General features: G+C 66.2%; 29 protein-coding genes. 16 read left to right on the forward strand and 13 right to left on the reverse strand.

Annotated elements, in window-relative coordinates:
• Positions 1-227: 227 nt before the first annotated feature.
• Positions 228-1,832: a phosphoenolpyruvate carboxykinase gene (locus tag VFG17_RS04075; RefSeq protein ID WP_325028183.1), complete on the forward strand. Its 1,605-nt coding sequence runs from the start codon at positions 228-230 to the stop codon at positions 1,830-1,832.
• 48 nt (positions 1,833-1,880) lie between these two features.
• Complete coding sequence (locus tag VFG17_RS04080; RefSeq protein ID WP_325028184.1) at positions 1,881-2,327, forward strand: hypothetical protein; 447 nt, start codon at positions 1,881-1,883, stop codon at positions 2,325-2,327.
• On the opposite strand, the gene VFG17_RS04085 is transcribed toward VFG17_RS04080, so the two are convergent.
• From VFG17_RS04085 to VFG17_RS04095, 3 genes are all read right to left on the reverse strand, one after another.
• Entirely contained in the window at positions 2,324-3,265 is a 942-nt protein-coding gene (locus VFG17_RS04085) for a DUF2268 domain-containing putative Zn-dependent protease (protein ID WP_325028185.1), read from the reverse strand. The two genes, VFG17_RS04080 and VFG17_RS04085, sit on opposite strands and share 4 nt — an antisense overlap.
• A complete protein-coding gene (locus tag VFG17_RS04090) occupies positions 3,262-5,106 on the reverse strand; it encodes a DUF885 domain-containing protein (RefSeq protein WP_325028186.1) in 1,845 nt (614 codons plus the stop codon). The genes VFG17_RS04085 and VFG17_RS04090 overlap by 4 nt, the downstream gene beginning before the upstream one ends.
• 126 nt (positions 5,107-5,232) lie before the next feature.
• Entirely contained in the window at positions 5,233-5,631 is a 399-nt protein-coding gene (locus tag VFG17_RS04095) for a DUF3597 domain-containing protein (RefSeq protein WP_037554901.1), read from the reverse strand.
• Positions 5,632-5,807: 176 nt separating this feature from the next.
• On the opposite strand from VFG17_RS04095, the gene VFG17_RS04100 reads away from it, so the two are divergent.
• Complete coding sequence (locus VFG17_RS04100; RefSeq protein WP_325028187.1) at positions 5,808-6,410, forward strand: DUF937 domain-containing protein; 603 nt, start codon at positions 5,808-5,810, stop codon at positions 6,408-6,410.
• A 43-nt stretch (positions 6,411-6,453) separates the two neighbouring features.
• Here the strand turns inward: VFG17_RS04100 and VFG17_RS04105 are convergent, their stop codons facing one another.
• The 3 genes from VFG17_RS04105 to rplU form a co-directional block, all read right to left on the reverse strand.
• Positions 6,454-7,050, reverse strand: a complete 597-nt coding sequence (locus VFG17_RS04105) for a GNAT family N-acetyltransferase (RefSeq protein WP_325028188.1) — start codon at positions 7,048-7,050, stop codon at positions 6,454-6,456.
• A 238-nt stretch (positions 7,051-7,288) separates the two neighbouring features.
• On the reverse strand, positions 7,289-7,558 hold the full coding sequence (rpmA, locus tag VFG17_RS04110) for a 50S ribosomal protein L27 (RefSeq protein ID WP_037554904.1): 270 nt from the start codon (positions 7,556-7,558) through the stop codon (positions 7,289-7,291).
• A 49-nt stretch (positions 7,559-7,607) separates the two neighbouring features.
• Positions 7,608-8,099: a 50S ribosomal protein L21 gene (gene rplU / locus VFG17_RS04115; RefSeq protein WP_325028189.1), complete on the reverse strand. Its 492-nt coding sequence runs from the start codon at positions 8,097-8,099 to the stop codon at positions 7,608-7,610.
• A 228-nt stretch (positions 8,100-8,327) separates the two neighbouring features.
• On the opposite strand from rplU, the gene VFG17_RS04120 reads away from it, so the two are divergent.
• On the forward strand, positions 8,328-8,837 hold the full coding sequence (locus VFG17_RS04120) for a hypothetical protein (RefSeq protein ID WP_325028190.1): 510 nt from the start codon (positions 8,328-8,330) through the stop codon (positions 8,835-8,837).
• A 98-nt stretch (positions 8,838-8,935) separates the two neighbouring features.
• Here the strand turns inward: VFG17_RS04120 and pspF are convergent, their stop codons facing one another.
• Positions 8,936-9,964 (reverse strand): phage shock protein operon transcriptional activator, encoded by a 1,029-nt coding sequence (gene pspF / locus VFG17_RS04125; RefSeq protein ID WP_325028191.1) that lies wholly within the window; start codon positions 9,962-9,964, stop codon positions 8,936-8,938.
• A 176-nt stretch (positions 9,965-10,140) separates the two neighbouring features.
• Between pspF and VFG17_RS04130 the strand changes: the two genes are divergently transcribed.
• The 10 genes from VFG17_RS04130 (at position 10,141) to VFG17_RS04175 (ending at position 13,834) form a co-directional block, all read left to right on the forward strand.
• Positions 10,141-10,311 (forward strand): hypothetical protein, encoded by a 171-nt coding sequence (locus VFG17_RS04130; protein WP_193749205.1) that lies wholly within the window; start codon positions 10,141-10,143, stop codon positions 10,309-10,311.
• 114 nt (positions 10,312-10,425) lie between these two features.
• Positions 10,426-11,088 carry a phage shock protein PspA gene (pspA, locus tag VFG17_RS04135; RefSeq protein WP_325028192.1) on the forward strand — a complete coding sequence of 221 codons (663 nt, stop codon included), beginning with the start codon at positions 10,426-10,428 and terminating at the stop codon, positions 11,086-11,088.
• A gap of 12 nt (positions 11,089-11,100) precedes the next feature.
• Complete coding sequence (gene pspB / locus VFG17_RS04140; protein WP_037554911.1) at positions 11,101-11,379, forward strand: envelope stress response membrane protein PspB; 279 nt, start codon at positions 11,101-11,103, stop codon at positions 11,377-11,379.
• 1 nt (position 11,380) lies between these two features.
• Positions 11,381-11,761 carry an envelope stress response membrane protein PspC gene (pspC, locus tag VFG17_RS04145; protein WP_325028193.1) on the forward strand — a complete coding sequence of 127 codons (381 nt, stop codon included), beginning with the start codon at positions 11,381-11,383 and terminating at the stop codon, positions 11,759-11,761.
• Between the two features lie 42 nt (positions 11,762-11,803).
• The gene (locus VFG17_RS04150; RefSeq protein WP_325028194.1) at positions 11,804-12,103 is read left to right on the forward strand and encodes a hypothetical protein; all 300 of its coding nucleotides are present in this window, start codon (positions 11,804-11,806) and stop codon (positions 12,101-12,103) included.
• A gap of 14 nt (positions 12,104-12,117) precedes the next feature.
• Entirely contained in the window at positions 12,118-12,435 is a 318-nt protein-coding gene (locus VFG17_RS04155) for a hypothetical protein (protein WP_325028195.1), read from the forward strand.
• A gap of 11 nt (positions 12,436-12,446) precedes the next feature.
• Positions 12,447-12,710 (forward strand): hypothetical protein, encoded by a 264-nt coding sequence (locus tag VFG17_RS04160; RefSeq protein WP_037554916.1) that lies wholly within the window; start codon positions 12,447-12,449, stop codon positions 12,708-12,710.
• Between the two features lie 32 nt (positions 12,711-12,742).
• Positions 12,743-13,006 (forward strand): hypothetical protein, encoded by a 264-nt coding sequence (locus tag VFG17_RS04165; protein ID WP_325028196.1) that lies wholly within the window; start codon positions 12,743-12,745, stop codon positions 13,004-13,006.
• 23 nt (positions 13,007-13,029) lie between these two features.
• Complete coding sequence (locus VFG17_RS04170; RefSeq protein ID WP_325028197.1) at positions 13,030-13,275, forward strand: hypothetical protein; 246 nt, start codon at positions 13,030-13,032, stop codon at positions 13,273-13,275.
• Between the two features lie 148 nt (positions 13,276-13,423).
• Complete coding sequence (locus VFG17_RS04175; protein ID WP_325028198.1) at positions 13,424-13,834, forward strand: SufE family protein; 411 nt, start codon at positions 13,424-13,426, stop codon at positions 13,832-13,834.
• Between the two features lie 102 nt (positions 13,835-13,936).
• Here the strand turns inward: VFG17_RS04175 and VFG17_RS04180 are convergent, their stop codons facing one another.
• From VFG17_RS04180 to VFG17_RS04205, 6 genes are all read right to left on the reverse strand, one after another.
• Positions 13,937-17,362 carry a TonB-dependent receptor gene (locus tag VFG17_RS04180; protein WP_325028199.1) on the reverse strand — a complete coding sequence of 1,142 codons (3,426 nt, stop codon included), beginning with the start codon at positions 17,360-17,362 and terminating at the stop codon, positions 13,937-13,939.
• Between the two features lie 270 nt (positions 17,363-17,632).
• A complete protein-coding gene (gene clpX, locus VFG17_RS04185) occupies positions 17,633-18,904 on the reverse strand; it encodes an ATP-dependent Clp protease ATP-binding subunit ClpX (protein ID WP_295322502.1) in 1,272 nt (423 codons plus the stop codon).
• 259 nt (positions 18,905-19,163) lie between these two features.
• Complete coding sequence (locus VFG17_RS04190) at positions 19,164-19,814, reverse strand: ATP-dependent Clp protease proteolytic subunit (protein WP_325028200.1); 651 nt, start codon at positions 19,812-19,814, stop codon at positions 19,164-19,166.
• 151 nt (positions 19,815-19,965) lie between these two features.
• Complete coding sequence (gene fdxA, locus VFG17_RS04195) at positions 19,966-20,304, reverse strand: ferredoxin FdxA (protein ID WP_325028201.1); 339 nt, start codon at positions 20,302-20,304, stop codon at positions 19,966-19,968.
• A gap of 173 nt (positions 20,305-20,477) precedes the next feature.
• Positions 20,478-20,777, reverse strand: a complete 300-nt coding sequence (locus VFG17_RS04200) for an RNA-binding S4 domain-containing protein (protein WP_325028202.1) — start codon at positions 20,775-20,777, stop codon at positions 20,478-20,480.
• 8 nt (positions 20,778-20,785) lie between these two features.
• Positions 20,786-23,551, reverse strand: a complete 2,766-nt coding sequence (locus VFG17_RS04205; RefSeq protein ID WP_325028203.1) for a helicase-related protein — start codon at positions 23,549-23,551, stop codon at positions 20,786-20,788.
• A 275-nt stretch (positions 23,552-23,826) separates the two neighbouring features.
• Here VFG17_RS04205 and VFG17_RS04210 point away from each other — a divergent pair, with 275 nt between their 5' ends.
• Both VFG17_RS04210 and hemB read left to right on the forward strand, forming a co-directional pair.
• Positions 23,827-25,368 (forward strand): peptidoglycan DD-metalloendopeptidase family protein, encoded by a 1,542-nt coding sequence (locus VFG17_RS04210; protein ID WP_414712930.1) that lies wholly within the window; start codon positions 23,827-23,829, stop codon positions 25,366-25,368.
• Between the two features lie 180 nt (positions 25,369-25,548).
• Entirely contained in the window at positions 25,549-26,547 is a 999-nt protein-coding gene (hemB, locus tag VFG17_RS04215; RefSeq protein ID WP_325028302.1) for a porphobilinogen synthase, read from the forward strand.
• Position 26,548 lies beyond the last annotated feature (1 nt).

Consider the following 26,548-nt stretch of genomic DNA (forward strand, 5'->3'; position numbering starts at 1 on the left):
GACAACCGCGCGCGCATGGCACCGGTTCCCTCGCCAAGCGCTCGTCGCACATGCTGCACTGCGCCACGTTAATCTTTTGACCTTGGCCCCCGCCCTCGCTAACGCGGCCGGGATTTCGGAATCGGCGGACACGTCGGCACCCATGCAAATGCGGGCCAGCCCATTAGCGCGCTGAGCATTGCATAGGTATGCAGGCGGCGGCGCCGGACAAGGAAAGGCGAAGGAAAATGACCAAGGTTGTGATCGGCAGCGACACCGTCGACACGCAGGCGGACGTGGCCGAAAACTGGGGCACGTCGGCGCTGATCGAGGACGCGGTGCGCCATGGCGAAGGCCGGCTCGCCAAGGACGGCCCGCTCGTCGTCGAGACGGGCAAGCACACCGGCCGCAGCGCCAAGGACAAGTTCATCGTCCAGGACGACGAGACGCGCGACACCATCTGGTGGGGCAAGACCAATGTGCCGATGACCCCCGATCATTTCGCGGCGCTGAAGGCCGATTTCCTCGCGCACCTTGCCGAGCGCCCGCGCCTCTATCGCCAGCAGCTCTTCGGCGGCTCGCAGCCCGAGCATCGCGTCGCGGTGCAGGTCGTCACCGAATTCGCCTGGCACAGCCAGTTCATCCGCACCTTGCTCTGCCGCCCGACTGCGGCCGAGCTCGCATCGTTCGCGGCCGAATATACGATTATCGACCTGCCGAGTTTCCGTGCCGATCCGGCGAAGCACGGGTCGCGCAGCGAGACGGTGATCGCGGTCAACTTCACCGAAAAGCTGATCCTGATCGGCGGCACGCAGTATGCGGGCGAGATGAAGAAGTCGGTGTTCGGCATCCTCAACTATCTGCTCCCCGTAAAGGGCGTGATGCCGATGCACTGTTCGGCGAACATCGGCGCAAACGGTGATACGGCGGTTTTCTTCGGCCTTTCGGGCACCGGCAAGACGACGCTGTCGGCCGATGCCTCGCGCACGCTGATCGGCGACGACGAGCATGGCTGGTCCGACACCGCGGTCTTCAACTTCGAGGGCGGCTGCTATGCCAAGATGATCCGCCTCTCGCCCGAGGCCGAGCCCGAGATTTTCGCGACCACCAAACGCTTCGGCACGATCCTCGAAAATGTCGTGATGGATTCCGAAACGCGAGAACTCGACTTCGACGATGCGAGCCTCGCCGAGAACAGCCGCGGCAGCTATCCGATCGACTTCATTCCGAACACGTCGGAACAGAATATGGGGCCGGTGCCGCAGACCGTCATCATGCTTACCGCCGATGCTTATGGCGTGCTGCCGCCGATCGCGAAGCTGACCCCCGACCAGGCGATGTATCACTTCCTCTCGGGCTATACCGCGCGCGTCGCGGGGACCGAGATCGGCGTGACCGAGCCCGAGGCGACCTTCTCGACCTGCTTCGGCGCCCCCTTCATGCCGCGCCACCCGTCGGTCTACGGCAACCTGCTCAAGGAACGCATCGCCAAGGGCGGCGTCCAGTGCTGGCTCGTCAACACCGGCTGGACCGGCGGCATGGCGACGATGGACGGCATCAAGCGCATGCCGATCAAGGCGACCCGCGCGCTGCTCAACGCCGCGCTCGACGGCAGCCTGAACGACGCCGAGTTCCGCAAGGACCCGAACTTCGGCTTCCTGGTGCCCGTCGCGGTGCCGGGCGTCGATAGCGGCCTGCTCGACCCGCGCGAAGCCTGGGCGGACAAGGCGGCCTATGACCGCACGGCGCAGACGCTCGTCGGCCAATTCATCGACAATTTCGCGCAATTTGCCGAGCATGTCGACGAAGGCGTCCGCCAGGCGGCGCCGCAGCAGGCGGCCGTCGCGGCATAATTGACCCGGAAACTTCCGGGTGCTCATTCACCCGGAAGGACCGGACCCATGACCACCGAATATAAACCGCGCCTGTTCGCGCGCGATTCCGACATTCACGCGCTGGGCGAGGGTTTGCTTGCCTGTGCCTTGCCGCGCGAGGCGTGGACGCACGAGGCCCACTTGGGCGCGTGCCTCTGGCTGCTCAGTGAACGCCCCGACATCGACCTCGATGCCGAGATCGCGGGGCTGATCCGCCGCTTCAACGAGAGCGTCGGCGGCGTGAACGACGATCACGGCGGCTATCACGACAGCATCACCCGCGCCTATGTCGCGGGGGTCAAGCTGTTCCTGCGCGAGACGGCCGAGACGGGGCTCGCGGCGCGCGTCAATGCGCTGCTGCTGTCTGACGCCGGCCGCCGCGACTGGCCGCTGCGCTTCTACAGCCGTGACTTGCTCTTTTCGGTCCCGGCGCGCCGCGGCTTCGTCGAACCCGACCTCGCGCCGCTCCCCTAGAGCGTGATCCCCGGGGTCCACCCGCTTTCCGCAAGAAAGGCCGCGGGATCCGTCATCTTGATGATCGCCTTGATCGCCGCCGCCTTGTCGGGCGTGCGGTTGTAATAGGCCTTGGCGACGCGGTAGCCGACCCAATAGCCGAGGTCGCCCGGCCAGCCATCGGCGCCCTTCTGGTTGTAGAGCCAGCGCGAACCGATCGCCTTTTGGTCCTTTTCGGCGAGGAAGATCGTCTCGAGCTCCTTCTCGCGCCCCTTCGCCCATTGGTGCAGCAGCGGATAGGCGACCGATCCCGTCATCCGCTCGGCGACGAATTCGGCCGCGCCCTCGACGAGCGCCGCGCGCAGCACCGATTCTTCGCGATCCTCGACCTGCGCTAGCGGCTGCTGCACATGGACATATTCATGCGCGATGACATGGACGAAGCGGTCCTCGTCGTCGGCTTCGATGAATTTGGCGGCGCACAGGGCCTCGAGACCGATGTAGAGCCCCTTCGCATTGGCGGTCCCCGCGGTCGTCGCGCGGCCGATGGCGATGGTGATCGGCGGAAATTTCGCGGCGGGATAAATTTGCGCAAGGCGGTCGGTCGCGGCGACAAGGCGCGTGCGGACATCGGGAAGATTTGCCGCGCAACCGCGCGCGTCGTCAAAGACCTGGCGCTTGTTGCGCAGCGCGGCGGCGAGCTTTTCGGGCGTGATGCGGCGCATCACCATGAATTCGGCGAGTCCCGGCGAAGGAGTGGCAAGATAGCGCGCCGCCACCACCTCGGGCTGCGCCGCGAGCGCGGGATCGTCATAGAGCGCGTAAAAGCGATCGACGTCGCTCGTCGCGATAGTGACGCGCCCCGCGCCGGGCGCGTCCGCCGCTTCATGCGCGTGGGCGGGGATCGCGGCGAGCAACGCGGCGCCGAACAGGCTCTTCATCATGACGTGCGGCCTCATGCCTTCGCTCCCCGCACATATTCGTCGACATTTTTCGCGAGCACGTCGAGCGGGACGTTGCCGCCCTTGACGACGACGTCGTTGAAATCGCGCAGGTCATATTTGGCGCCGAGCGCCTTTTGCGCGAGGCCGCGCTGGCGCACGATCTCACTGTGCCCGACCTTGTAGCCGCAGGCTTGCCCCGCCCAGCTGCAATAGCGGTCGACCTCGCTCGCGACCTCGAGCGGGTTCGAGCCATTCTCGTGCACGAAGAATTCCACCCCCTGTTCGCGCGTCCAGCGTTTGGCGTGGAGGCCGGTGTCGACGACGAGGCGGCACGCGCGGAAGGCGAGCGACTGGAGATAGCCGAGACGTCCAACCTCGAAATCGTCGTAGAGGCCGAGTTCGTCGGCGAGTTGCTCGGCATAGAGCGCCCAGCCTTCGGAATAGGCGTTGAACGCCAGCATCGTGCGGATCAGCGGCATCGCATGCGCATATTCGCCCTGCCACGCATGGCCGGGGATCGCCTCGTGCATCGTCAGATCGGGCAGCGAATATTTGCTGTGCAGCTCGGTCGTGCGCAGGTTGATCCAGAAGCGCCCCGGAATGCTGCCGTCGATCGACCCCGCGCCGCCATAGGCCGCGGGCGCGCCGGGTTCCTCGGCGAGCGGCAGCCGCTTCACCTCGACATTGCCCTTTACGAGGGTGCGGAAGGCGCGCGGAAGTTCGGCGCGGATCTTGCCGAGCCAGGTCTGGATATAAGCGACGATCTCGGCGCGGCCCTGATCATTGTCGGGGAACTTATATTTGGGGTCCTTGGCGAGCGCGTTCATCCGGTCGCCGACCGAACCCTGCGTATAGCCGAGCTTCTTCAGGATCGGGTCCATCCGGCCGTGGAGTTCGGCGAGCTCCTCGCGGCCCATCGCGTGGATCTCGTCGGGGGTCATGCGGGTAGTGGTCGAGGCGCGGAGCCCCCACGCATACCATTCGTCGCCGCCCGGACGCGCCCACATCCCCGCGTCCATCGTCGCCTTCGGCCGCTGCGCCTTCAGCTCGGCGAGCTGGCGTTCGAGCGCCGCCGCGACGGGACCTTGCACGATCTTCGCCGAACGCGCCGACCAGTCGCCGGCGATTTTCGCCTCGCCGGTGCGGCGGACGAGGCTTTCGACCATCGACCCGCCCGCCTTCGCGTCGGCGATCGTCGCTTCCATCGCCGTCACCGCCTTGTCGATCAGGAAGGCGGGGGCGATGAGCCCCTGTCCGCCCGCCGCCTTCAGCCGGTCGGTCTCGCCGTCGAGCACGCCTGGAAAGGCGTTGAGGCGCGAAAGATAGGCCTCGGCGTCGGCCGAGCTTTTCACCGGATGGTCGCTGTCGAGGAATTTGGGGACGTCGAGATAGGCGCCGACATTCTGGATCACCACGTAAGGCGTGTTGCGCCAGCCGCCGACCGCGACGTCGCCATAGGGCAGGGCAAAGCCGGCAAGCGCGACGTCATAGGCGCTTTCGACGACCGCGAGGCTGGTGCGCGTCGCATGGTCGAGCCCCGCCGTGTCGAAGGCGCGGACGCGCGCGACGTCGGCCTTCAGCGTGTCGGCGAGCGCCTTCACCCCCGCCGCCGAGCGATCGCTAAGCTGCCCGCGCATCGCCGCGCGCGCGCCGGTGTCGATGCCGAGCGAGGTCGCGCCCTCGGGCGACTGCGCGAGCAGATTGTCGGCGACCGAGTCGAGCAACTGCTGCGCATCGCTCTTCGGCGCGTCCTGCAGCGCCGCGGCGGGACCCGCGATCGCGAGGCCCGCGGTGCCGGCGCCAAGCGTGGCGAGCGTGCGGCGGCGACTGACGGGGGTGGAAAGCGGATGTTGCACTGGCGGCTCCCTGCGACTTTGTTTCTTGTGAAACCTGTCTAGGGAGTGGGGCGCAGCGCGGTCAACGAAAAGGGGGCGGGAAAGCCGAAGCTCGCCCGCCCCCGGTCGAAAATTATCGGCCGTCTATCAGTCGGTAAGGTCGGCGGGCACCTTGCCGCCATTTGCCGCGAGTTCGCGCATCACCGCCTTGTGCAGCCAGATGTTCATTTCGGCGCTGCCGTCGAGCGCGCCGGTATAGCCGAGTTCCTGCGCCAGTTCCTTGCGGTTGGCGAGGCTCGAATCGATGCCGAGCAGCTTCATCAGGTCGACGATCGACGTGCGCCAGTTGAGATCCTGCCCGGCCTTCGCCGCCTCGGCGGTGAGGATGGCGTCGACGTCGACCGGCGCCGCGGCGGCCGACGCCATCGCCTGCGTCGCGGCGTCGAGCGCGGTGCCGACGGGGCTGGGCGCGGCCGGTGCGGCGGGTTCTGCGGCGACCGCCTTCTTGCCGAAAATCGCGTCCTTGATCTTGCCGAAAATGCTCATTGTGTAGCTCCCACTAGAAACCACGGCGCTCCCCGGAAAGGCGAGTCGCACAGGTGCAAGCTAGGACTATGCAATTGAGAATGACAGCCAAATGACGACTCCTCCTGATCCCGCCGGCTGCTATACTGTTTCCTATCCGGCGCGATCCGATCGGCGCCGTAGCGGGAGTATGATCCATGAATCTGACCGATATTCTGGCGCAGGCCGGCGGCATCGAATCGATGGCGAAAGAATTGGGCATTCCGCCCGCGATGGCGAAACAGGGCGCCGACGCGCTGCTCCCCGCGATCCTCGGCGGGTTCAAGAAACAGGCGCAATCGGGTGGCGGGGGAGCCCAGGGACTCGAGGGACTCGGCGGGCTGCTCGGTCAGCTCGGCGGCGGCGGCCTGCTCGATTCGGTGCTCGGGTCGCAGCCGACCCCGGTGAGCCAGGGCAACGAGGTGCTCGGCCAGATTTTCGGGTCGAAGGATGTCAGCCGCACCGTCGCCGGACAGGCTGCGGCGCAGACCGGGATCGACACGGGAATCCTCAAGCAGATGCTGCCGATGCTGGCGATGATGGCGGCGGGCTATATGGCGAAGCAGGGCGGCGCAAGCGGTGGGGGCGCCGCGAGCGGCGGTCTGGGCGGCATGCTCGGCAATGTCCTCGGCGGCGCGATGGGCGGCGGCGCGGCGCCTTCCGCCGGCGGTCTGGGCGGCATCGGCAAGATGCTCGACATGGACGGCGACGGCAATCCGCTCGACGACATCATGGGCATGGTCAACAAGATGCGGGGGTAAGGGAAGGCCGTCGTCCCCGCCTTCGCGGGGGCGACGCCAACTTTTACGCTGCCATCAACCTGATATCCTCGCGGAAATCCTCGTCCACCCCGATGCGGCTTCGCATCGGGGTGACGGTGCTATCGGCATCGGCGTCGCCTTCCTCGAACAGCGCGCACGGCGCATCGCCGCCGCGCGCGAGGCTGTAACGCTGCGCGACCTTGCCGGTGGGCTTAAAACCCAGCTTGCGCAGCACCGCGCCCGACGCCGGATTGTCGAGGAAATGGCCCGCCGACAACCGGGGCAGGTTCATCGCGCGCGCGATGTGGAGCAGCTGGCGCCCCGCCTCGGTCGCGAAACCGAGACCCCAATAGGGCCGCGCGATCCAGTAACCCATTTCGAGTTCGCCTTCCGGACTCGGCGAAATGCCGCAGCCGCCGACGAGGCGCGGGGCGGCGCCGGTACGGGCGAAGATCAGGAATCGCGGCTGGTCGGGATCGATCGGCTTAGCCAGAAACTCCTGCGCCTGCGCCTCGCCATAGGGCCAGGGCGCGGTCGCGAGGTTGCGGACCACGGCTTCTTCGCCGATCGCACGGGCGAGCGCGGGGGCATCTTCCTGCCAGCCGGGCCGCAGCAACAGTCTTTCGGTACGCGCGAACATATTCTCAAACTCCCAATGCCTGTCGCCTTGGCGCCAGATGGTGACGCTTTGACGACATTCGATGTGGAGGGAGGTGGAAGGCCCCGTTTTCGCGCCGGCCCGCTAGACTGCGGATTTCAGGCAAGAAAAAAGGGAGACCGGGGTGACCCGTCTCCCTCTTTTCGAACCTTGTTTCCGCGTTTCGCGGAAAGGACAGCTCCGGGTCATCCCTTGGTGGACGACCCGTCAGCGATCGTCCCTATTCGGCGGCTTCGGCCATCATGTCGACCGATACATATTTGCGGCCGAGCTTGCCGTCGTGGAATCGGACGCGGCCGTCCGCGGTCGCGAACAGCGTGTGGTCCTTGCCCATGCCGACATTGGCGCCCGGGTACACCTTGGTGCCGCGCTGGCGCACGATAATGTTGCCGCCGATCACTTCCTGACCGCCGAACTTCTTCACGCCAAGGCGGCGGCCGGCTGAGTCGCGACCGTTGCGCGAAGAACCGCCTGCTTTCTTATGTGCCATGACTGATGCTCCTTAATTCGTTCGGGGAAGCCGAGCCGCGTTGCCGCGCTCAGGCGTCCTTCTTGGGGGCCGCTTTCTTGGCGGCGGGCTTCTTTTCCGCGGCTTCCGCCTTGGGTGCGGCTTCCTTCTTGGGAGCAGCGGCCTTTTTCGGCGCAGCTTCCTTCGCGGGAGCAGCCTTGGCTTCGGCGACGGGAGCGGCTTCGGCCTTCGGAGCGGCTTCCTTCTTCGGCGCGGCCTTCTTGGCATCGCCGACGGCGAGGATGCGCAGCAGCGTCAGCGACTGGCGGTGACCGTTGCGGCGGCGGTAATTGTGCCGGCGGCGCTTCTTGAAGACGATGACCTTTTCGCCGCGCGTCTGGGCGATGATCTCGGCCGAAACGACGAGACCCTTCGCATCCTTCACCTCGCCGCCGTCGCCGGCCAGCAGGATGTCGCCCAGCGACACGGTGTCGCCGGCTTCACCCTCGATCTTCTCGACGGCGATCTTGTCTCCGGCGGCAACGCGATACTGCTTTCCGCCCGTGCGCACGATTGCGAACATGGTCTTCCATCCAATCAGAAACTAGAACACCCGCGCTGCCAGTCCCCCGCCAAAGCAGGCGATTTTTCCGGCATGCGGGAAAGTCAGCGCCACTAGCGAGCCAGGCCCGCGCTGTCAACCGCCAAATCCCGCGCTTTTTATCCGAAAGCGCGCGGCGGCACCGATTATCGCATGCGCTGCCGATTCGGCACTTGCTGCGCCGCGAACGCAGCCATATCAGGGGCGGCGATGAAGCGCGTCCTTCTTTTCACCCCGTTGTTCCTGTCGCTGCCCGCCTGCGCCGCGGCGCAGTCCAATGACGGCCCTTCGCTGGCGAAGCGCGCGGTCGAGGGGCGATTCGACGTCGCGCCGCCCGCGGTCGTCTTGGCGCCGCCGGGGCCGCTGCCCGCCGACCTCGCCGGACGGCTCGACCGCTGGGAGGCCGATGCCGCCGCCGGGCAACAGGCATTCGCCGCCGAGCGCGGCACCGCCGCCTCGCTCGTGTCGGCGGCGGCGGGCGCGCCGGTCGCCGGCGAACGCTGGGTCGTCGCGCAGCAGGCGATCTCGCGCCTCATCGCCACGCGCGCGCCGCTGACCGCGGCGCTCGCCGACATCGACCGGCTCTATCTCGATCGCAGCGTCGATGAGCAGATCGACGGCCTGCCCGATATCTATGCGCTGCGCGACCGGCTCGCCGATCTGGTGTCGACGCAGGATGCGGTGATCGAGGCGTTGAGCGCAGGGTTGCCGAAAGGGTAATGCTCCATTCGTCATCCCGGACTTGATCCGGGATCCACTCGGCGGCCGCATCATGGATGCCCGATCAAGTCCGGCATGACGCTGAAGAATGCGCCGGGTTACTGATTCAGCCCATGCTTCTTCAGCGCGTGGCGGATCTGGTCGTAACTCAGCCCCAGCGCCTCGGCCGCGACCTTCTGGTTGAAGCGGCAGCGCGCCATCGTGTCGGCGAGGATCGTCCGTTCATAGCCGTCGACCGCGGCGCGCAGGTCGCTGACCGGGCCCGGGGTTGGAGCGGCGGCGGGAGCGGTATCGCCTGAGGGCGCCGGGGCGGACGCCGCGGGTTTTGGTGGTGCCTTGCGCGACATCGGCTGCCACGGGCTCGCGAAGGGGTCGAAGCTCAGCGCGTCGACCGGCTTCGTCGGGTCGGCCCAGCGATAGATGGCGCGTTCGATAACGTTCCTGAGTTCGCGGACATTGCCCGGCCAGTCGTGCCCCTCCATCGCCGCGAGCGCGCGCGGGCCGAAGCCTGGCCATTCGTCCCAGCCGATCACCGCCGCCATGCGCGTCCCGAAATATTCGGCGAGCACCTCGATATCGCCTTCGCGCGCGCGCAGCGGGGGCAGGGTGATGACCTCGAACGACAGCCGGTCGAGCAGGTCGGCGCGAAAGCGGTTATCGTCGACCAGCGCGGGCAGATGCTCGTTGGTCGCCGCGACGATCCGCACGTCGACGCGAATCGGGCGCGACGCGCCGACGCGCGTGACCTCGCCATATTCGACCGCGCGCAAGAGGCGCTCCTGCGCGCCCATCGACATTGTCGCGAGTTCGTCGAGAAAGAGCGTGCCGCCGTCGGCCTCCTCGAAGCGCCCCGCGCGGCTGCGCGTCGCGCCGGTGAAGGCGCCCGCTTCGTGCCCGAAGAGTTCGCTTTCGATCAGCGTCTCGGGCATCGCGGCGCAGTTCATGATGACATAAGGCCGATCCCACCGCGTCGACAGGCGGTGGAGGCGCTCGGCGATCAGCTCCTTGCCCGTGCCGCGCTCGCCGATCACGAGCACCGGGCGGTCGAGCGACGCCGCGAGGCTCGCGCGCTCGACCGCGTCCTGAAAGGCCGCAGACTGACCGATGAACTGCGTTTCGCGCTCCATTCCCAATCATTGGCAAATTTTCCCGCTGATTGGCAAGTCAAATCGATCCGGCTACCGATTCCGCTGTGAAGTTCGGCGGTTTTCCGTTGTTTCGTCCAATTGGCACGCCTCCTGCAATGATTTCAACGAACCGGCGCACATCGCACCGGTGCAGCGAAACCAGGGAAAGTTGAACCATGAAGACGATGTTTGCCCAAGCCGCCACCTTCGCGCTCAGCGCGGCCGGAGCACTGGCCATTCTCGTCGGCGTGATCGACCAGCCCCAGGTCGCCGCCAGCGTCACCGGCACTCCCGCCGGCCCGCTGGTTGCCGCTGTCATGTCCCCGGCGGTCAGCGCTTTGGCCTGACCGGCACTGGTGCCGGGGCACTCTCCCCCCTTGCCCCGCCCCGGCACCAGCCTTTTTTAAGAACAGACACCCCCAAAAAGACATAAGGTCTCAAGTTTTCGACAGGAGTTTCAAATGGGTATTTTCTCACGAACCCGCGACATCATCGCCGCCAACGTCACCGACCTGCTCGACCGGGCCGAGGATCCGGAAAAGATGATCCGCCAGATCATCTTCGAGATGAACGAAACGCTCGTCGAAGTCCGCGCCTCCGCCGCCCGCACGATCGCGGACCAGAAGGAGATGCGCCGCCACATCGCCAAGCTCGAAAGCCTGCAGGACGGCTGGAAGGAAAAGGCCGAACTCGCGCTGTCGAAGGACCGCGAGGACCTCGCCACCGCCGCGCTCGTCGAAAAGCAGAAGGCCGGTGACATGGCCGAGAAGCTCAAGGCCGAGATCGCCGTCCTCGACGACGCGCTGACCGGTTACGAGGCCGACATCGCCAAGCTGCAGAAGAAGCTGAGCGAAGCCCGCGCGCGCCAGTCGAGCGTCGTCAACCGCCTCGAAAGCGCCGAGAACCGCTACAAGCTGCGCGAGATGACCAACGGCGACCGCGTCGAAGACGCCTTCTCGCGCTTCGAAATCCTCGAACGCCGCGTCGACGAAGCCGAAGGCCGTGCCGATGCGCTGGGCCTCGGCTACAAGAAGTCGCTCGACGAGGAAATCGCCGAGCTGCAGGCCGCCGACAAGGTCGCCGACGAACTCGCCGCGCTGAAGGCCGCGCAGGGCAAGAATTAAGGAGCCGGACCGATGGAAGAAGTCATCATTGTCCCGATCGTCATCGGAACGCTCTTCCTCGGTCTGCCCTGGCTGATCCTCCACTACATCACCAAGTGGAAGCAGGCCAAGACGCTGACCGGAGAGGATGAACAGCTGCTCGACGAACTTTACGATACGGCTCGTCGGCTCGAGAATCGTCTACATACCGTCGAACGTATCATCAGCGCCGACCATCCCGACTTCCGCCCCGCGGTACGCAGCGATGAGGAGCTGGCGCAACTCGAAAACATGACGAACCGGAGGAACTGAGATGTCTGCCAGCCGCACCAAATTCTATCTCGACAAGCAGAACGCCAAATGGAGCGGCGTGTGCGCGGGGATCGCGGACTATAGCGGGATCGACGTGCTCTGGGTTCGCGTCGGCGCGGTGCTGCTCACGCTGATGGGCGGCTTCCCCTGGACGCTGATCGCTTACTGGATGGTCGCCTGGATGGGCACTCCGAAACCTTTCGCGCTCTATGGCTCGACCGAGGAAGCGAAGTTCTGGCAGGGTGTGCGCAGCAACCCGACCGCATCGACCCGCGACATCAAATCACGCTTCCGCGACATCGACCGCCGACTTGCCGACATCGAGCAATATTACACCAGTCATAATCGCCGCCTTGCCGACGAGATCGAGGCTCTTCGGTAATCCGGAACGCCGATCGAACTGGGGCAAACAGGGAGACTAACTATGAATTTCGGTGGTACCACTTTCGTCCTCGCCATCATCGCCTTGTCGATCGGCGGCTGGATGTTCACCACCTGGATCCGCGCCAAGCACGGCTATCCGATCGAGAATGAATGGGGCGGCACGGTTCATCGAACCGACCGCGACGCTGATCGAAAAATCGCCCTGCTGACCGACGACAACGCCAAGCTGGCGGGGCAGGTCAGCCGGCTGGAAGAACGGATTTCGGTGCTCGAACGCATCGCGACCGAAGAAGGCGGAAAGGCGGCGCAGCTCGCCGACCAGATCGACCGCCTGCGCTGAGAGGATATGAGGCAATGAATTTGGACGTCCTGAACACCATCGCCCCCGTCGCCGCGATCGTCGGCCTCGCCGGGGTTGCCGGATGGGTCTTCACCACCTGGCTGCGCGTCAAGAACGGCTATCCGCTGGAAAACAGCTGGGGCAAGGCGGTCTATCCCAAGACCAGCGACGAGGCGATGGAACGCGTCAAGCTGATCAGTCAGGAAAATGCCCAGCTGCGCGCCGAACTCGGTTCGGTGAAGGATCGCCTCGCGGTGATCGAGCGCATCGTCACCGACGAGAGCCACCGGGTGGCAAGCGAGATCGAGGCGCTGCGGCGCCCGGCGAACTGAGGAGAGCAACCATGGAAGCCATCGTCATCCTCCTGATCGTCGTCGGCCTGCCCGTCACGCTCGGCATCGGCTACGCCGCCTATGAACGCCACCTCAAGTTCAAGGAACGGCAGTTCAAGGCGATCACGAACGAGACCGCCGAAAAGGCCGCCCAATATGCGGCGCACACCGAACGGCTGGAGGCCCGCGTCCGCGTTCTCGAGCGCATCGTTACCGACAAGGGAATTGATGTCGCCGACGAGATCGAAAAGCTGCGCGACGCCCCGCTCAACTGACAATGATAAGAGAATAGGAAAGGAACCTCCCCATGGGCCCGTTTGAAATGGTCATCGGCATCGTCCTCATCGTGACGGTCGGCAGCATCATCCGCGCCAAGCACGGCATCCGCCGCGACCACAAGGGGGGCGAATATTATGTCGCCCAGGACAATAGCGAGACAAAGGCGCTGCAGGCCGAGATCCGTTCGCTCAAGGAGCGTATCCAGGTGCTCGAGCGCATCGCCACCGACAATAACCGCGCTGTCACGCTCGACCAGGAAATCGAGAAGCTGCGCGACAGCAGCAAAATCTGAATGCCGGCAAAGGAGCAACGCTCATGGCTTTCATCACTCCCGACTTCACCGCCGCGGCGGTCGCGCTCAGCGCGCTGAGCATCGTCAGCCTGGTCGCGCTGCGCGGCTGGCGCGACTGGATCCAGCTCAAGCGCGAAGAACTGGCGGCGGCACATGTCGCGGCGCCGAACGATCCGGGCGTTCCCAATGCCGGGTCGCGGATCGAGATCGCCGACCTCAAGGAACGGCTGCGCAAACTGGAAGCGATCGCGGCGGGGGTCGACCTGTAATAAAGCGTCGCCCCCGCGAAGGCGGGGGCCGCTAGCGGTCTGAAGCCGCGCCGCGACAAGTCGACAGCGGCCCCCGCCTTCGCGGGGGCGACGAAAAGGGGAGGCCTCCCTCTTTCAACTCCTCCCCAAATCTGCCAGTGCCGCCGCCATGCGCAGCCTTGACGACATCTTCGAAGAATATGATTTTCTCGACGGCGACGATCGCTATCGCCTGCTGATCGAGCTTGGCCGCGAGTTGGAACCGATGCCCGACGCGCTCAAGACCGATGCGACGCTGGTGCGCGGCTGCTCGGCAAGCGTCTGGGTCTATCCGGTGCCGCGCGACGACGGCCGGCTCCATTTCCTCGCCGACAGCAATGCCGCGATCACCAAGGGGATCGTCGCGCTGGTGCTTTCGGCGGTGCAGGACAAGCCCGCCGCCGAAGTCGCCGCGATGGACGTTGCCGCCGCGCTCGCCCCCTTCGACCTCACGCGCCAGCTGTCGTCGAACCGCACGCAGGGCGTCCCCAACATGATCGCGCTCGTCCAGGACACCGCCCGCCGCATCGCTACGGACTGACCCGTCCTCGCCGCCAGTGGGGCGGCGGTCTGCCTGTTCCGCCGAAAGAGAAAGGGCGCGGGAGTTGCCTCCCGCGCCCCATTTTTGTGGTCGATCCTGCGATCAGAATTCGTAGGACACGCCGACCTTCAGACGCCACACCGACGAGCTGGTGTTGATCTGGTTATCGCCGGCATAGCCATCACCGTTGAAACCGCTGATGATATATTGGCCGGTATCTTCGTCGATGCCGCCGCTGGCAATATCCTGCAGCCCGGCGAAGTTGCGCCGGCGCTGAACGTTCCAGTCGTTGTCGAGGAAGTTCAGGAAATTGTCCATCGTGGCATAGAGCTTGAGCTTGTCATTCTTGCCGAACAGGCGGCCGGGGCCGGGCAGTTCCTGCGAGAAGGACAGGTCCATGTCGAAATACCAGTCGTTCGAGCAGGTATTGCGGGCGATCGTCTTGCCGATATATTTCTTGGCGCAGCCGAGACCGCTGGCAAAAGCGACCAGATCCTGCACCGCATCCATGTCCGACGCGTCCGAGATATTCGGATCGTCCACGCCGGTCGGCAGATAGACGAGCGCGTTTTCAAAGCCCGAAGCGCTGTCGTTGAACACGCCGCCGCCGGTAAAGGTCAGGCTGTACGGACGGCCCGAACGCGCGACGAAGCTGATCGCAAAGCGCGTCGACAGATCCTCGAAGAATTCCTCGCGGAAGGCGAGGCGCGTCGAGATATTGTGCTTGCTGCTGAAGAAGCCGCGCGAAGCCGCCGGATTCTGACGGTCGAACGCGGCGACGAGGTCGTAGTTCGACCCAGCGGTCGAATTGTACATGCTGCGGCGATCCTGCGCGTCGGTGTAGCTGTAGCCGACGTTGAAATCGACGCTGCCGTTCGAGGTGAACAGGCCGCCGTCGAAGGTTTTCGACAGGATGAACGACGCGATATGGCTGCGATAGCCCGGCCCGTTGGTCAGCTGCAGTTCGTCGTCGCGGCCGGTGTCGAAGCAGATGGCGTTGACATTTTCCCAGACCGGGGCGGGGTTGAGCCCGACCAGTTCGGCGGTGCAGCCGGCGTTGTTCGCGTCGATCGCGCGATAGATCGGGCGACCATCGACAGTGTAGCCGTTGATGCCGAGCGCCGGGTTCACCGTCTGCGACAGATCGACCAGCGTGAACGGATTGCGATACTTGCTGTAGATATAGTCGAGGTTGACGAACCAGTTGCTGAAGAAGCCGGTGTCGGCAAAGTTCAGCTGCGACTGGAAGCCGATGTTGGCGCGCAGCACCGACGGCATCGTGATGTTCGGGCTGATCGACTGGGTGTCGCCGCGACCCGCAGCGGCATTGGCCGAGGCGGACTCCTGGAAACAGTCGGGAACGCCGGTAAACTGGCCACCCGTGACGACGTCGATCTGATCGGTGCCGCAGGCCGCGTCGGTCGTCGTGCCCGTGGCGAAACCGCGGCCGTCGTTCTGGAACGCGTTGCCGAACCACACGAGCGGATCGCCGCCCGAGAAGATGCCGACGCCGGCGGTCAGCTTGGGCCGGCCAAACACCGCGAAATCGTCCATGTCATAGGTCAGCGCGAGGCGCGGCATGACGATCGGATCGAGGTTGCTGAAGCCCGTGGTGTTCGAGAAACCATAGCGTTGCAGGAACAGCGGATTGAGGTTCGGCTGGCCGCCCGAATACCAGTCGGCGCGGACGCCGACGACGGCGTTCAGCCGATCGCTGACTTCCCAATCGTCCTGCGCAAAGACCGAGAAGGTCGTGCGCTTGAAGGCCGCCGCCGCGTCGCGGACGTTGCCCGTGGCGGTGAAATTGCCTTCAGCGCCGACCGCTTGGCCAAGCCCGATCTGCTCCGCCGTCGGATTGGTGCGCGTGCCGTCCGACAGCAGGCCTTCGCGCAGCGCGTCGATGTCCTGGAAATAGAGCGTGCCGGTCGCGTTCTGGACGAACAGGTTGAACAGGTCGGCGCGGTTCATTTCGAAGCCGACCTTCAACTGGTGCGCGCCCTTGTCGAGCTTGCCGACCGCGCGGAAGGCGTCGACCTGGGTGCGCAGGTCGTTGGCGGCGCGCGAAAAGCCCGGGCCGGCCAGAACCTGGCCGTAAATCTCTTCGCCGGGCTCGCCCGTCGTGACGCCGACGATGATGCGCGGGATCGGATTGTCCGACTGCGCTTCGCCGCCGCCGATCGGATCCTGACGGTCGGTGATCTTCGAGCGCGAATAACGCAGCTCGGTCGAGAATTCGTCCGACCATTGCGAATAGAGGCGCGCCGAATAATAATCCGACTTGGTGCCGCTGAGGTAGAAGGTGTTGAGACCGGTGACGCGCGGGCTGGTCGACGAGCTGCTGAAGTCGTCGGCGCGGGTGGTGGCTTCCTCGAGGCGCTGATAGGTCAGTTCGAGGCGGTGGTCGTCGTTGACCTGCCAGTCGAGGCGGCCGAAATAGCGGTCGTTTTCATAGGGCCGGCTGCGAACGAGCGGACCGGTTTCGACGCCATAGACGCTGCTCAGCACGTCCGAGATTTCGTTGAAGGCTTCGACCGGAACGCCGGGGATTTCGTTGGCATAATTCGCGCCCGCCGGGCCGTCGTCCTGCGCCTGGCCGGCTTGCTGATGTTCATAGGCGCCAAAGAAGAAGAGGCGATCCTTGATGATCGGGCCGCCGGCCCAGACGCCCCAGCGCTTTTCGGCTTCGACCGGCGCGACCGGCTCGCCCGCGACGCTGTTACCGCGCAGGCCGTTGTCCGAATATTCGAAAAAGCCGCCGAAATGATAGTCGTTGGTGCCCGACTTGGTCACGACGTTGATCGCGCAGCCGGTGAAGGCGCCGTAATCGACGTCGAACGGCGCGAACTGGACCTGCGTTTCGCGAACCGCGTCATAGGGGATCGGGGTCGAGCTGCGCGAAGAGAAACCCGTGTCGTTCAGGCCATAGATGTCGCCCTGACTGATGCCGTCGACGGTGAAGGCGTTGCCGCGGTCGTTACCGCCAAGGCACGAGATGCGGTCGACGCCCGAACCGCCGTCATCGCGATCGAGGCTGACGCGCGGGTCGAGGCGGATGATGTCGCGGATGTCGCGGTTGAACGAGGGTGCGCTGGCGAGGACTTCGGTGGTGAAGCTGGTGCCGGGGCCGACTTCGAGTTGCGTCACGCGCACGCGGCTGCCGGTGACGACGATCTCGCCGCCGCCCGAGGTGAGCGCGAAGGTCAGGTCGGTGCTGCCCTGCAGCGTGGTGTAAATGTCCTGGAGCGACTGGCCTTCATAGCTGTCGGCGTTGACGCTGACCGTGTAGGGGCCGCCGGTGGTGAGGCCGGTGGTCGAGAAGCGGCCGTCGACGCCCGTGGTGATCGTGCGCGCGGCGCCGGTGCGGGTGTCGGTGATGACGACCGTCGCGCCGCCGATCGCGGCGCCGCTGTCGTCGTTGACCTGGCCCTGGATGCCGGTCGTGATCTGCTGCGCCTGGGCGGGCGCCGCCACGACGGTCGCGACGCTGATAGCCATCAGGCTAGCCGCGATCGAATAACGAAGTTTCATGTCAGGATGTCCCCTATTGGTGCGTTCGGCAGGCACGCAATCGGGGCGCGCCATGACCTGCGAGCGCCCCTGAAGCCCGCATGTGGCACGATTGTGACAGCAATTGTGACAGTGCAAGCGCCACGCGGCGGGCGGTTGGGAAGGGGGTGGAAAAAGCCCGAATTTCCGTCGCGCGCCCGATTTTATCCACAGGCGCGGTTTCGTTTTTCAGGGCTACTGTTGCTGCAATGCAACATAAAAGTCGCGCGCCGCTCGGACGCGCGACTCGGATCAGGCGGCGTCGCCGGCGGCTTCCTTGCTTTTGTCGGCATAGACGCGGACCGGGTCCTTGCGGCCTTCGACGACATCCTTGTCGACGACGATCTCGACCACATCGGTGAGGTCGGGCAGGTCGAACATCGTATCGAGCAGGATCGCCTCGACGATCGAGCGCAGCCCGCGCGCGCCGGTCTTGCGTTCGATCGCCTTCTTGGCGACCGCGACGAGCGCATCGTCGGTGAAGGTCAGCGCGACTTCTTCGAGGTCGAACAGCTTCTTATACTGCTTGACCAGCGCGTTCTTTGGCTCGCCCAGAATCTTGACCAGCGCGTCGACGTCGAGATCCTCGAGCGTCGCGATGACGGGCAGGCGGCCGACGAATTCGGGGATGAGGCCGAACTTGAGGAGATCCTCGGGTTCGATCTGCTTCAGCACCTCGCCGCTGCGCCGCTCGTCGGGACCGGCGACATGCGCGCCGAAACCGATCGACTTGCCCTGCAGGCGGTCGCCGATGATCTTTTCGAGCCCGCTGAACGCGCCGCCCGCGATGAACAGGATGTTCGTCGTGTCGACCTGCAGGAATTCCTGCTGCGGGTGCTTGCGGCCGCCCTGCGGCGGAACGCTCGCGGTCGTGCCTTCCATCAGCTTGAGCAGCGCCTGCTGCACGCCTTCGCCCGACACGTCGCGGGTGATCGAGGGATTCTCGGCCTTGCGCGAGATTTTATCGATTTCGTCGATATAGACGATGCCGCGCTGCGCCTTTTCGACATTATAGTCGCTGGCCTGGAGCAGCTTGAGGATGATGTTCTCGACATCCTCGCCGACATAGCCCGCCTCGGTCAGCGTCGTCGCGTCGGCCATGGTGAAGGGCACGTCGAGGAAGCGCGCGAGCGTCTGCGCGAGCAGGGTCTTGCCGCTGCCGGTCGGGCCGACGAGCAGGATGTTCGACTTTGCCAGTTCGACATCGTCGCCGCGGCCGCTGTTCGCGAGCCGCTTGTAATGATTGTGCACCGCGACCGACAGCACGCGCTTGGCGGTGTTCTGGCCGATGACATAGGCGTCGAGATGCTGGCAGATTTCGAGCGGGGTCGGGACCGCGCCGTCTTTGCGCGCGGCGACGCCGCCCTTGATCTCTTCGCGGATGATGTCGTTGCACAGCTCGACGCATTCGTCGCAGATGAACACGGTCGGCCCGGCAATCAGCTTGCGGACTTCATGCTGCGACTTGCCGCAGAAGGAGCAATAGAGGGTGCTCTTGCTGTCCGAGCCACTCAATTTCGTCATAAATCTTCCTATGGCGGGCCCAAAACGGGCGCGGCCGTCCTTATCCTAGCCCCCGGTCACCCAATTACAATATGGCAATTGGGTGACATCGGTTCAATGTTCCGCCTAGCGCCAAGGCGCCAAGCGGATGTCAACAAATGCGGTTACCGGGGAGTTTCGTCGGCAGGCGGCACCGGCCCGCTCCCCCTCCCAGCCTCCCGACATAGTATCCTATGGGAGGCTGGGAGGGGGAGCGGGCCGGTGCCGTAACACTACCGAATCAGGGCGTCGGGCCCTCGCTCACATCCTTCGGTGCCTCGTCGCCGGGCAGGCCCGGACGGCGGTCGTAAACATGGTCGACGATGCCGAATTCCTTCGCTTCGTCGGCTTCGAGGAAGGTGTCGCGGTCCATCGCCTTCTCGATCTCTTTCAGCGATTTGCCGGTATATTTGACATAGAGGTCGTTCATCCGCTTCTTGATGCGCAGGATTTCCTTGGCCTGAATCTCGATGTCCGACGCCATGCCGCGCGCGCCGCCCGACGGCTGGTGGACCATTACGCGGGCGTTGGTCAGCGCGACGCGCATCCCGGGCTCGCCCGCCGCGAGCAGGAAGCTGCCCATCGACGCCGCCTGGCCGATGCAGACGGTGCCGACGCGCGGGCGAATATATTGCATCGTGTCGTGGATCGCCATGCCCGCCGTGACGACGCCGCCCGGCGAGTTGATGTACATATAGATGTCCTTCTTCGGATTTTCCGATTCGAGGAACAGGAGCTGGGCGGTGATCAGCGAGGCCATCTGGTCCTCGACCTCGCCGGTGACGAAGACGATCCGTTCGCGCAGCAGGCGCGAGAAAATGTCGAAGCTGCGTTCGCCGCGGCTCGTCTGCTCGACGACGACGGGAACAAGGGCGGCGAGCGGGTCGATCATTGGGAATTCGTCCTTCACTATCGGGAGCGCCTTGCCGAGAACCGGCGGGCTGGCCCCTTCGCCGTCCTACATCGTCGCCAAACGGGCCCGTTTCAAGAGGGCAAAAAGAAGGGGCGGGAAAGTCCCGCCCCGCTGTCTCGTATCGAAGCGATCAGTCGCCTTCGCCCGGTTCGGGCGAGAAAAATTTGTCGAACTTATCCTCGACGCCCTTGAACTCGTCGGCGTCGGCCGGCGTTTCCTTCTTGACCGTGATGTTCGGCCATTCGGCGCTGAACTTGCTGTTCACCTCGAGCCACTTTTCGAGGCCGCTCTCGGTGTCGGGCAGGATCGCCTCGGCGGGGCATTCGGGTTCGCACACGCCGCAGTCGATGCACTCGTTCGGGTTGATGACGAGCATATTCTCGCCCTCATAGAAACAGTCGACGGGGCACACCTCGACGCAGTCCATATATTTGCACCGGACGCAGGCATCGGTGACGACATAGGTCATGGGTATTCGCTCCCTTGGTCGGCGGCACCCTTGCCGTCCGGACAATGAATGCCCCCGCCTCTAAGCCGCGCGAATGTTACGCGTCAACGCAAAGCGACAGTTGCGAATCACTCTCACTCGATAGGCAAAAGTGCGCGCTTTCGGGCGACAGCTTTTCCTCACCCGCCGATAGTTCAGCTGGAGGGGGCGGGATATGGCGAATCGAGCCGGACATAGCAGGCCTGCGCCTCGGGCGCTGGGCCGCGGCGCAGGGGAAGGGTCAGGAGGCGGATCACCTCGATGCGCTCGCCGACCGGCAGCACCAGCGTAGCCCCCGCGTGGACCGCGCAAGATGAGCGCGTGACGCGCCGCCCGTCGAGCCGGATATGCCCCGCCTCGACCATCGCCTGCGCGATGCTGCGCGACCGCGCGAAACGGAGGAACCAGAGCAGCTTGTCGAGCCGGATGCTTCCTGCCGCGCCGGGACTCGCCATGCGCCGCGTCAGTCCTTGCGTGCGTCCGCGAGCAGCGCGGCGAGGCCCGCGAACGGGCTGTTGGGCGAGGGACCGCGGCGCGGCGGTCGATCCGGACGCGGCGGGCGCGGTGCGTCGGAACGGATTTTGTCGGGCTTGCCGCGCTTGCCCTTTGCCTGGTGCGCGGGCGGGCGCCTCGTGTCGCCATTCGCGGCGCGCGGCGGCGCGGCGGCGTTTTTGCGATGCGGATGCGGTTTGCGGCGCGGGCGCTTGTCGGCGGCCTTGCGCAGCCCCGACCAGCGCCAGCGGTGCAGCGCGGCTTCGCCGACGCTGCGGAAGCCGAAGCTGCCGAGCAGCGCGCGGCGCGTTTCCTCGTCGAGCCCGAGCGATGTCGCGAGCGCGGGGTCGATCACGAAGCCCGGCGGCGCGGCGCTGTGCGCTTCCTCCTCGCCCTGATCCTCATGATGCTCGGCGCCGCCCGCGACCGGCGAGGTCGGCGGGGCGGCTGCCTGCATGCGCGCGGCATGGGCCTGCCGTGCCAGCTTTTCGGCCATGTCGATGCGCAGCCAGCCCGATGCGCAGCGGCGGAAGCCCGCGATGGCGAGCCCCGCCTGGCTGCCCGTTTTTTGCAGCACCGCGCCATGCGGCGGCAGTGCGGGGACGGAGGCGCCCTGCTGCGCGGCGGTCAGCGCGGCGCGCCAGCGCACCGCCTCGGGCTTGAGCAACAAGGGATGGAAGATATCGAGCGAGCCGATGGTGAAGCCCAGCTTGCGCAGCTGCGGGCGCTCGTCGGGCGTCAGCGCGTTCAGCTGCTCCTCGACCGCGGCGCGCGCGATCGTCCCGCTATTGTCGGTGAGCGCAGCGAGCAAAGCGCGGACGCGCGGCGGGGTGAAGAGGTCGCCTGCGGCCTCGCCCATCGCGGCGAGCGGCCCCGCGTGGCGCGCGAGCTGCGCGGCGACGAAGCGCTGGAGCCGCTCGGCGATCGCCTGCACCTGCGCGGGCTCGAGGCGGCGGAGCGACGCGTCGATCTGGATCGCGGGCTGGACGAGCGTCGGCCCGCGTGCGAGCGTTGCGATCGCATTGCCGTGCCAGGCGAGGCGCGGCTCGGTGCCAGGCTCGGCGATCAGCGAGAGCGCGGCGTCGTCGCCCTCGGCGAGCGCGGTCGCGCGGCGCGCGAGCTCGGCGCGCAGATGTTTTTCGGCCGCCGCGAGCAGCAACCGGTGGTCGCTCGCCTTGGCGACCGGATCGACCTTGAACTGAAAACCCTTGAGCGTGCCGATCGCCTCGCCATCGACCGCGACGGTGCCGTCGGCGCCGACCGCGACCGGCAGCGCGGTGCCGCGCTGCCCCGCGTCGCGCAGCAGCAGTGCGAGCCGCCGGTCGACGAAGCGCTGCGCGAGCGCCGCGTGGAGCGCGTCGGACAGGCGCGATTCGAGCGCCTGCGCCTGCTCGGTCCAGCCCGCCGCGCCGGCGATCCAGTCGCCGCGCTGCGCGATGAAACAGAGCGTGCGGACGGCGGCGATGCGGCTCGCGAGCTGGTCGATGTCGCCCTCGACATCGTCCAGCCGGGCGAGGCGCCGCGCGAACCAGTCGGGATCGATCATCCCGTCGCCGCTCGTGCGCCACTGCCACAGCTTGAACACGGTGCGGCTGTGATGCTCCGCGCCCAATTGCTCGAAATCGGGCAGGCCGCACACGTCCCAAAGCCGTTCGACGGCATCGAAATCGCCGCCGCGCGCGCGCACTTCCATGTCGCCCGCCAGATGCTTGAGCACCGCGATATCGACCGCCTCGGGCGCGGCACGCAGCATCGGCTGGCTCGGCGGCTGCGCGAGATCGGCCAGAAGCTGGTCGAGCGAGCCGAAGCGCGGCGTCGGATTGCGCCAGAACAGGCTGGCGAGCGGCGGGAAATGGTGGCCCTCGATCGCGTGGATTTCCTCGGGCGTGAAGCCGCCTTGCGGCAGGCCGACGGTGCCGAAGCTGCCATCCTGCTGGTGGCGCCCGGCGCGCCCGGCGATCTGCGCCATTTCCGCGATCGTCAGGCGGCGCAGGCGGCGACCGTCGAATTTCTGCAGGCTCGCGAAGGCGACATGCTGGACGTCGAGGTTCAGCCCCATGCCGATCGCGTCGGTGGCGACCAGATAATCGACCTCGCCCGCCTCGAACATCGCGACCTGCGCGTTGCGCGTCTTGGGGCTGAGTGCGCCCATCACCACCGCGGCGCCGCCCGAAAAACGGCGCAGCATTTCGGCGATCGCATAGACCTCCTCAGCCGAGAAAGCGACGACCGCCGAGCGTTTGGGCAGGCGCGACAGCTTCGACGATCCGGCATAGCTCAGCGTCGAGAAGCGCGGGCGGGTGATGATCTCGGCCTCGGGAACGAGGCCGCGGACGAGGCCCTTGATGCTCGCCGACCCGAGGATCATCGTTTCTTCGCGACCCCGCGCGCGCAGCAGCCGGTCGGTGAAGACATGGCCGCGTTCGGGATCGGCGCCGAGCTGCGCCTCGTCGATGCCGACGAAGGCGACGTCGCGGGTGACCGGCAGCGCCTCCATCGTGCCGAGCAGATAGCGCGCCTCGGGCGGCAGGATTCGCTCTTCGCCGGTGACCAACCCGACCTGCGCCGCGCCCTTGATCGCCACGACGCGGTCATAGACCTCGCGCGCGAGCAGGCGCAGCGGGAAGCCGATCATGCCGCTCGAATGGGCGGTCAGGCGCTCGACCGCCAAATGGGTTTTGCCGGTGTTGGTGGGGCCAAGGACAGCCTTGACCGGCTGGGAAGAGGAAGAGGTCATTTTCTTGGAGAACACGCTGGCATGGGCGCGGTCGGCGCGCAACTGCCGATCGTCGAATAGCAGGGCAGAGGCCGATTTTTCCCACAGCGTCCCGCAAAATATCCCGACCCCGCCACGCCTCGCCGCAACGCAGCGCGGCAAATCCGCCATTAAATTGACTTTAACGGTCTTTCTTTACAGACAAGCTCTCGAAAACATCATTCGGCGGCCGGGTATAGGGAGGTCCGCCGAGCGGGGGTTGCACTTTGTTTCAGCGTCACGAACCCATTGCGGGGATGTCGGGCAACGCGGCCGCCCTCACGATGTCGCAAGCGATCCCGCTGCGGCGGGCCGATTCGGGCGCCGAACCCCATCTCGGCTGGCGCGACCGGCTGGCGCAGCTCGACCTTGTTCCCGACCTCGGCAGCAATATCGGCTCGGCCGAATGGTGGCGCGGCCTCGCGACATTAACCCTGCTTTGCGGCACCGCGATCGCGACCTTCCCGGGCGTCCAGCCGCTCGCGGTCGGCGCCCCCGCGCTCGACGCCGCCGATTTCAACGAAGCGCGCGGCCAGATGATCGTGCCGCTGGCCTTCGGCGGCGACACCGGCCGCCACATGGCGGCGACCGACGCCGTCCGTCCGCTCACCCAGACCCCCGAACGGCCGCAGATCGAACTCACCGCCACCCTGGGACGCGGCGACAGCTTCGCGCGCCTGCTCGAACGTTCGGGCGTCGGCAGCAGCGAGGCGCAGGCGCTGGCGACCCGCGTGTCGGGCGCGGTTCCGCTCGCCGACATCGCGCCGGGCACGCGCATCGACCTGATCCTCGGCCGCCGGCCCGCGCGCACCATGCCGCGCCCGGTCGAGGCGCTCGCGATGCGCGCGCGCTTCGATCTCCGCATCGAAATGGAACGGATCGGCGGCCAGCTCGTCATGCGGCGCATCCCGATCGCGGTCGACGCGACCCCGCTGCGCATTCGCGGAAAGGTCGGCGACAGCCTCTATCGCTCGGCGCGCGCCGCGGGCGCGCCGCCGGAGGCGATCCAGTCCTATCTGCGCGTCATCGGCCGCCAGATTTCGGTCAGCCGCGATATTCGCAGCAGCGACGAGTTCGACATCATCGTCGATTATCGCCGCGCCGAAACGGGCGAGAGCGAGACGGGCAAGCTGCTCTACGCCGGGCTGATCCGCGGCGGAAAACCCAAACTCTCGATGCTCGAATGGAACGCCGATGGCCGCTCCCAATGGTTCGAGGCGTCGGGCGTCGGCGAACAGCGCGGCGGCATGACGCGCCCGACGCGTGGACGCGTCACCTCGAACTTCGGGATGCGGCGCCACCCGATCCTCGGGTACAAGCGCATGCACAGCGGCATGGATTTCGGCGGCGGCTATGGCGCGCCGATCTATGCGGTGACCGACGGCGTCGTGACGATCGCCGGGCGCCACGGCGGTTTCGGCAATTATGTGAAGCTCAACCACGGCAAGGGCCTCGGCACCGGTTACGGGCATATGAGCCGCATCGCCGTACGATCGGGCCAGCGCGTCAAGCGCGGGCAGGTGATCGGCTATATCGGTTCGACCGGCCTGTCGACCGGCCCGCATCTCCATTACGAGCTTTATCGCAACGGCCGCGCGGTCAACCCGTCGTCGGTGACCTTCGTGACCCGCGCGCTGCTCGAGGGCAAGGCGCTCGCCGCCTTCCGCGCGCGCATCCGCGAATTGACCTCGGTCGCCCCGGGCGCCGCGCTGACCCCGATCGCACCGAAGCAGGTCGAGGGGCCGCAGCTTGGCAGCCTCGCCGACGTCGCCTCGAAGCGGGCCGGCGACGGGATCTGACCTTATGTGACCCCTCCTCTTCAGAGGAGGGGCAGCGAGACTTGCGAACTTGTTCGCTAGTCGCAGCGGGGTGGTGCTCCTGCACCGGCGTCCATCACCCCAACCCCTCCTCTGAAGAGGAGGGGCTTACTGTTGCCAATATCCATTTGCCCCGCGCCCGCGCGCGGCTATGCACGCCGCATGACCCACGCCGCTTTCCCCGACCTGCGCCTGCGCCGCACCCGCCGCACCGGCTGGAGCCGCGCGATGGTGCGCGAAACGCATCTTTCGCCCGCGAACCTCATCTGGCCGCTCTTCGTCTGCGACGGCGCGGATAGCGAGGAACCGGTCGCGAGCCTGCCCGGCGTGTCGCGCTGGTCGGTCGATCTGCTCGTCGAGCGTGCGAAAGAAGCGGTCGCCGCGGGCATCCCGTGCCTCGCGCTCTTTCCCTATACGCAGGCCGAACGGCGCAGCGAGGACGGCGGCGAGGCGCTCAATCCCGATAACCTCATGTGCCGCGCCACCGCCGCGATCAAGCAGGCGCTCGGCGACGATATCGGCATCCTCACCGACGTCGCGCTCGATCCCTATACCAGCCACGGGCAGGACGGGCTGATCGACGATGCGGGCTATGTCCTCAACGACGAGACGGTCGAAGTGCTGGTCGGGCAGGCGCTCAACCAGGCGCGCGCGGGCGCCGACATCATCGCGCCCAGCGACATGATGGACGGCCGCATCGGTGCGATCCGGCAGGCGCTCGAGGCCGAAGGCTTCGGCCATGTCCAGATCATGAGCTACGCGGCCAAATATGCCTCGGCCTTCTATGGCCCGTTCCGCGATGCGGTCGGCTCGCGCGGGCTGCTCAAGGGCGACAAGAAGACCTATCAGATGGACCCCGCGAACGCCGAGGAAGCGCTGCGCGAGGTCGCGCAGGATCTGGCCGAGGGCGCCGACAGCGTGATGGTCAAGCCCGGGCTGCCCTATCTCGACATCATACGCGCGGTGAAGGACAATTTCGCGGTGCCCGTCTACGCCTATCAGGTGTCGGGCGAATATGCGATGATCGAGGCCGCGGCGGCGGCTGGAGCGGGCGACCGCGACGCGCTCGTCCTCGAAACGCTGCTCGCCTTCCGCCGCGCCGGCGCGTCGGGCGTGCTCAGCTATCACGCGCTCCACGCGGCGCGGCTGCTCGGCGCCTGAT

The sequence above is a fragment of the Sphingopyxis sp. genome, assembly GCF_035686825.1.
In the GTDB taxonomy this organism is placed as follows: Bacteria; Pseudomonadota; Alphaproteobacteria; order Sphingomonadales; family Sphingomonadaceae; genus Sphingopyxis.